The sequence below is a fragment of the Sphingomonas bacterium genome (genome assembly GCF_903644055.1).
Lineage (GTDB): Bacteria > Pseudomonadota > Alphaproteobacteria > Sphingomonadales > Sphingomonadaceae > Sphingomonas_I.
Genome location: NZ_CAHJXD010000193.1, coordinates 1 through 6,177, shown reverse-complemented (window position 1 = coordinate 6,177; position 6,177 = coordinate 1). Strand labels below are relative to the sequence as shown.

Genomic DNA, 6,177 nt, shown 5'->3' with positions numbered 1-6,177 from the left:
GAGCGGGCGAAGGGATTCGAACCCTCGACCCCGACCTTGGCAAGGTCGTGCTCTACCCCTGAGCTACGCCCGCTCGGCGCCAATCGGAGAGGCCGGGCCTCTCGGGGAGCGGGGCTGCTAGCACCGCCTTTTCGATGCGGCAACCCTGCTTCTGCGCCGGTCGGGACCGCGCTTGTGGGTTGCATCGTAAGCTTTACGGCTCATAACGGCCGTCTTCCCTCAAAGCATTAAGCGAGAGACGAGCTTGGCCATCAAGATCGTGCCCAGAGGCCGCAAGGTGCGCGTGCTGGCGACATTGGGCCCGGCATCGACGTCGCCGGAGATGATCCGCAAGCTGATGCTTGCCGGCGCCGATGCGTTTCGGATCAACATGAGCCACGGCAGCCATGCCGATAAGGAGCCGCTCGTCGCCGCCATTCGCGCGATCGAGAAAGAGACCGGGCGCCCCTCCACGATCCTGTTCGATCTGCAAGGTCCCAAGCTTCGCGTCGGGCGGTTCGAGGGCGGGCGCACGATGCTGGAAACGGGCGCGGGCTTCGTGCTCGATCGCGACGACGCGCCCGGCGATGCGGCGCGCGTGCGCCTGCCGCATCCCGAGCTCTTCGCCGCGCTGAAGGTCGGCGCGCGGCTGTTGCTGGACGATGGCAAGCTCGTGCTGCGCGTGCTTTCGGCGGGCGCGGATCGCATCGAAACGCGGGTCGAGGTGGGCGGCATTCTTTCGGACTCCAAAGGCCTCAACGTGCCCGATGTGGTGGTGCCGATGGCGGCGCTGACCGAGAAGGATCGGCGCGATCTGACCTTCGCGCTGGAGCAGGCGGCCGACTGGATCGCGCTCTCGTTCGTCCAGCGTCCCGAAGACGTGGCCGAGGCGCGCCGGCTGATCGGCGGCAAGGCCTCTCTGCTCGCCAAGATCGAGAAGCCGGCGGCGATGGAGCGGCTTGAGGAGATATTGGAGCTGGCCGATGCGGTGATGGTCGCGCGCGGCGACCTCGGCGTCGAGCTGCCGCCCCAGCAGGTGCCGCTCGCGCAGAAGAGGATCGTCGCGAGCGCGCGCCGCATGGGGCGGCCGGTGGTGGTCGCCACGCAGATGCTCGAATCGATGATCGTCTCGCCGACCCCGACCCGCGCCGAGGTTTCCGACGTCGCCACCGCGATCTACGACGGCGCCGACGCGGTGATGCTGTCGGCGGAGAGCGCGGCCGGTGCATGGCCCGAGGAATCGGTCGCGATGATGGATCGCATCGCGATGGCCGTGGAGAGCGATCCGAGCTTCGATGCGCGCGTGCATTTTACCGAGACGCTGCCCGATGCGACCACCGCCGACGCGCTCAGCCAGGCCGCGCGCGATATCGCCGATACGGTGAGCGCGCGGGCGATCATCTGCTTCACCAGCTCGGGCTCCTCGGCGCGGCGCATCGCGCGCGATCGGCCGAACGTGCCGTTGCTGGTGCTGACGCCGAAGCTGTCGACCGCGCGGCGGCTCGGGCTGCTGTGGGGCGCGCACGCCGTCCAGACGCGCGACGTGGGCGATTTCGAGCAGATGGTCGGCAAGGCCAAGCGCATGGCGCTTCGCCATGGCCTCGCCAAGGCGGGCGATCGTATCGTGATAATGGCCGGCGTACCGTTCGGACGCCCCGGCTCGACCAACATGCTACACGTTCAGCGGCTCGCCGGCGATGAGCTGGACAAGCTGCGATGAGGCAAAGCCGCGCGCGCCTTGCCTCCATCTCCGCCACGGCTTAAATTCCCCGGAAATGGCCACGATCGAGCCGCTCATCTCCCAAAACGCCGCGAGGCACGACGCCGCCGTAGCTCTTCGGGGAGCGCGTTCGGCCCTGTCCCGCCGGCTCGCCGCGATCGTTTCAGACTGGGAAAAATATGCCGATCGCTATGCCGCCGATCCGGAGCGGTTCGCGGAAGAGGAGAAGGGCGCGTTCGTCGATTATCTCGCGACCTATCTCGATACCGGGGATGCCACCTATCGGCAGTTGATGATCGGTGAACGGATCAAGCAATTCTTCCGTCCGGAGCTCGATCCCGCCGCGCATCGCCGGCTGATCGCCGAGGTGCAGACCGCGGATCGCACCGCGATCGTCGATGAGCTGGCGGTGTTGCGGACGGACGCGCTCGCCGCGATCGCCTCGGCGCTCGACGAAGTCGATCAGGTGCTGCTGGCCGATACCGATCGTTCGGTGCGCGTTTTGTTCGTGGGCGATTGCCTCTATCTGGATGTCGTCGGATTTCTGGCACCGGCGCTCGCCGAATGGGGCATTGCGTTGCAGCCCTTCTTCATCGCGAGCAAGGATTCGGCGGACCAGCGCGCGCAGATCGCCAAGCTCTCCGATCGCACCTTCGATGTCGTTTTCTATAGTCCGCTGACCTATGAATTCACCCCCGCCTGGGCCCGGCTGATGCATCCGCGCTCAGCGGCCTGGTCTTCCGCCAAGCTTCACGCGCAGGCGAAGGAGGCGATCGCCCCGGTCGAAGCGACGCTCGACCTGCTTGCCCAACTCTTCGAATCCAGCATCTTCATCCACAACGCCGGCGGCATTTACCGCCATCAGGCGCGGGCGAGCGATCGGATACGGCTGGCGGCGACCAGGCGCGTCCGGCGGACCGCGCTGCCGATCGTCAATGCGGCGATCGAGGCGATGGTCGCGAAGGCCAATGCGCGCTCGATCCGGCACGTCTTCGTCTTCGATGAACGGCGCATCGTCGACAGCCTCGGCATATGGGAGGCCGGGCGCGCCTTCTACACCGCCGATCTTCAGCATCCGGCGGTTTTCGGGCGCGAGGTGGCCGCCGCCTATGCACATATCCTTTATGTCCATGGCGCGCTGATGAAGCGCAAGCTGGTCGTCTGCGATCTCGACAATACGTTATGGGATGGGGTGATCGGGGAGGGCAACGGCGTTTCCCACCACCGCGATCGCCAGGCGATCCTGCGGCGATTGAAAGACAAGGGCATCGTCCTCGCCATCAATTCGAAGAATGATCGGCGGAAGGTGATCTGGGGCGATGGCGCCCTGCTGGGACATGAGGATTTCGTCTCCTCGCAGATCAACTGGGATCCCAAGGTGCTCAACATGCGGCGGATCGCCGAGCATCTCAACCTCAAGCCCAAGGATTTCGTGTTCATCGATGATCGCAGCGACGAGCGCGCTTTGGTGGGGGAGGCGTTTCCGGGGCTGCTCACGCTTGATGCGCTGGATGCGCGAAGCTGGGAAGCGCTCGATCAATGGGCGTCGTGGCTGCCCGAATCCGACAGCGATCGCACGTCCTTCTATCGGCAGCGCGATCAGCGGCGCGAGTTTCTCGATAGCGAGGTTGCCGATGCCGAGGCCGAAAGCGCGGCCGCGCTGGCGCAGCTCGGCCTTGCGACGACGATCCGGGAAGCCGGGGAGGGCGATCTCGTCCGCGTCGCCGAGCTCATCAACCGCACCAACCAGTTCAACACCGCCGGCAGCCGCGTGACCCGCGCGGAGATCGCGGCGGCGCATGCCGATCCGAACAGCCGCGTCCTGATCGCATCGGCCGCCGATCGTTTCGGCGACATGGGGATCGTCTGCGTGCTGGTGGCGGAACTGCGCGCCGAGACGATGGAGATCATCCATTTCGTGCTCAGTTGCCGGGTGTTCGGCTATGCGATCGAGGTCGCGATGCTGAATGCCGTGCGGCACCTCGGGTCCGGGGTGATCAGCGGCCAACTGGTGCAGACGCCCTTCAACGAGCCCTGCCGCGCGGTTTTCGCCGACAATTGCTTCAGCGACGAAGGCGAACGCTGGACCCTGGAGGCCGAGACACCGCCACGTCACGCCCCGGCATGGCTGATGGTGAACGAGGAAATTCGGCCGTTCTAAAGGCTATCGTTCAAGTTGAAACGTCACCCCGGCCTTGAGCCGGGGTCCCGCTTCTTCTTCAGCGTCGGCAGGTAGCGGGACCCCGGCTCAAGGCCGGGGTGACGAGCGCTCAACGTCGACAACACCGACTCTAAGCCGCCTGGCTGCGTGATCAGCCCTGACGCGCCTTGAAGCGACGATTGGTCTTGTTGATCACATAGGTGCGGCCACGGCGGCGAATCACGCGATTGTCCCGGTGCCGGCCCTTGAGCGACTTTAACGAATTGCGAATCTTCATGGCCGGAACGCCTGCCCTCGAACTTTGGGTTTTGATGAGGGCCGCGCGTTACGGATTGGACTTGCCCAAGTCAAGGTGGAGGTCGTGCGCCTGGCTTTTGCATCCAACCGCGCGATAGGACGTTGCCGGAATGAACATTGCCAGGGAGAGCGATATGAAGAGCAGGATCCTCGTGGCCGCCAGCCTGGCCGCGCTAGCGCTTGGCGGTTGTACCACGACACCGGTCACGCGGGTGACGCGCTTCCACCTCGATCAGAGGGTGGCGCCGGGCCAGATCGCGGTGGAGCCGATCCTGCCCGCGGACCGTGGCAGCCTCGAATTCCAGAGCTACGCCTCGATCGTCGGCGCCGAGCTCGCGCGGCTGGGCTTTACCGAGGCACCCGGAGTCGCCCGGTCCGAGCAGGTTGCCGCGATCGTCGTCGAACGGGGATCGCGGGAGACGCTGAGCCGTGGCTCGCCGATTTCGATCGGCATCGGCGGCGGCAGTTACGGCTATCGTGGCGGCGTGGGGGGCGGCATCAGCTTTCCCATCGGCAAGCCGCGAAGCACGGAGATCGTCGCCACGCGGCTGATCGTCCAGATCAAGCGGCGGTCGGATGCCTCGGTGGTGTGGGAGGGCCGCGCCGAAACCTCCGTCAGCGCCGGCTCGCCCGCCGCCGATCCCAAGGCCACGGTACAGCGGCTGGCCACCGCGCTGTTCAGCGGTTTCCCCGGTGAATCGGGACGGACCGTGACCGTCAAGTGAGCATCGCCGTCTCGTCCCGGTTCGACGGGGGCAACATACGTGTTGTCAGGATCGATGGCCCGCGCGCCGATCTGGAAATCGTGGCCGACAACCAGTCCGATTTCTACCAATGGTTCTATTTCAGAGTCACCGGAAGCGCGGGTCAGGAGATCGAACTCAACATCCTCAACGGGGCCAAGTCCGCCTATCCGTTCGGCTGGCCCGACTATGCGGCGCGCGTCTCCGAGGATCGCGCGGCATGGCGTCTGGCATCGACGCACTACGCCGATGGCGTCATCACGATCCGGCATAAGTCCACGAGCGACAACCTCTGGTTCGCTTATTTCGCGCCTTATTCGATGGAGCGCCACCATGAGCTGGTGGCGCGAACCGCGGCACTGCCCGGCGTGCGTTACCGCTCGCTCGGAACGACGCTCGACGGGCAGGAGATGGATTGTCTGTCGTTGGGCGAGGGCGGCAGGCAGGTGTGGCTGTATGCGCGCCAGCACCCCGGAGAAACCATGGCGGAATGGTGGATGGAAGGCGCGCTGCGCAAGCTCACCGACGCGCACGATCCCGCCGCGCGCGTGCTGCGCCGCGAGGCGACGTTCCACATCGTGCCCAACATGAATCCCGATGGCTCCCGTCGCGGCCATCTCCGCACCAACGCGGCGGGCGTGAACCTCAACCGCGAATGGCACGATCCCACGCCGGAGCGCAGCCCCGAAATACTCGCGGTGCGCAACCGTATGGACGAGACCGGCGTCGATTTCGCGATCGACGTCCATGGCGACGAAGCGATTCCCTACGTCTTCCTCGCGGGCTTCGAGGGTATCCCAAACTGGACCGAGCGCCAGGGCGCGCTGTTCAGGCGCTACCGCGAAACGCTGGCGCGGCGATCGCCCGATTTCCAGGTCGAGCATGGCTATCCGGCGTCGGGTCCAGGCAATGCCAATCTCACCATGTCGACCAACCAGGTCGCCAACCGCTTCGGCGCGGTGGCGATGACGCTGGAGATGCCGTTCAAGGACAATCTGCTGCTGCCCGATCCCGAATATGGCTGGTCGGCGGAACGATCGATGCGGATGGGCGCCGACTGCCTCGGCGCGCTCCACGAAATCATCGCCGAGATTTAGCGTCGGGTGGCTTCAGTTCTACCCGCTCCTGCTCGTATCGAAGTACGATATGGGCTCTCGACAGCCTCCATCCCTACTCAGGACAAGCGGAGGAACGGATCAATCTAAGAGGCTGTGTCGGAACGGTAGCGTAATGGTGGACGACCGGGTTCCGATGTGATTCCGAGCGGTTGCGAGACC

Annotated in this window: 5 protein-coding genes and 1 tRNA gene; 4 read left to right on the top strand and 2 right to left on the bottom strand. The window is 65.5% G+C overall.

The genetic code is table 11. The features are described from left to right. Position 1: 1 nt before the first annotated feature. Positions 2 to 73, bottom strand: a tRNA-Gly gene (locus HUU94_RS08450). Between the two features lie 171 nt (positions 74 to 244). Here HUU94_RS08450 and pyk point away from each other — a divergent pair. Both pyk and HUU94_RS08440 read left to right on the top strand, forming a co-directional pair. Continuing rightward, complete coding sequence (gene pyk / locus HUU94_RS08445) at positions 245 to 1,699, top strand: pyruvate kinase (RefSeq protein WP_174274644.1); 1,455 nt, start codon at positions 245 to 247, stop codon at positions 1,697 to 1,699. A gap of 55 nt (positions 1,700 to 1,754) precedes the next feature. Further along, a complete protein-coding gene (locus tag HUU94_RS08440) occupies positions 1,755 to 3,860 on the top strand; it encodes an HAD-IIIC family phosphatase (RefSeq protein ID WP_174274643.1) in 2,106 nt (701 codons plus the stop codon). A 151-nt stretch (positions 3,861 to 4,011) separates the two neighbouring features. On the opposite strand, the gene ykgO is transcribed toward HUU94_RS08440, so the two are convergent. Next, positions 4,012 to 4,137 carry a type B 50S ribosomal protein L36 gene (gene ykgO / locus HUU94_RS08435; RefSeq protein WP_004210176.1) on the bottom strand — a complete coding sequence of 42 codons (126 nt, stop codon included), beginning with the start codon at positions 4,135 to 4,137 and terminating at the stop codon, positions 4,012 to 4,014. Positions 4,138 to 4,291: 154 nt separating this feature from the next. Between ykgO and HUU94_RS08430 the strand changes: the two genes are divergently transcribed. After that, positions 4,292 to 4,882, top strand: a complete 591-nt coding sequence (locus tag HUU94_RS08430; protein WP_174274642.1) for a DUF4136 domain-containing protein — start codon at positions 4,292 to 4,294, stop codon at positions 4,880 to 4,882. Then, positions 4,879 to 5,997: a M14 family metallopeptidase gene (locus tag HUU94_RS08425; RefSeq protein ID WP_174274641.1), complete on the top strand. Its 1,119-nt coding sequence runs from the start codon at positions 4,879 to 4,881 to the stop codon at positions 5,995 to 5,997. The genes HUU94_RS08430 and HUU94_RS08425 overlap by 4 nt, the downstream gene beginning before the upstream one ends. The last annotated feature ends 180 nt before the right edge of the window (positions 5,998 to 6,177 follow it).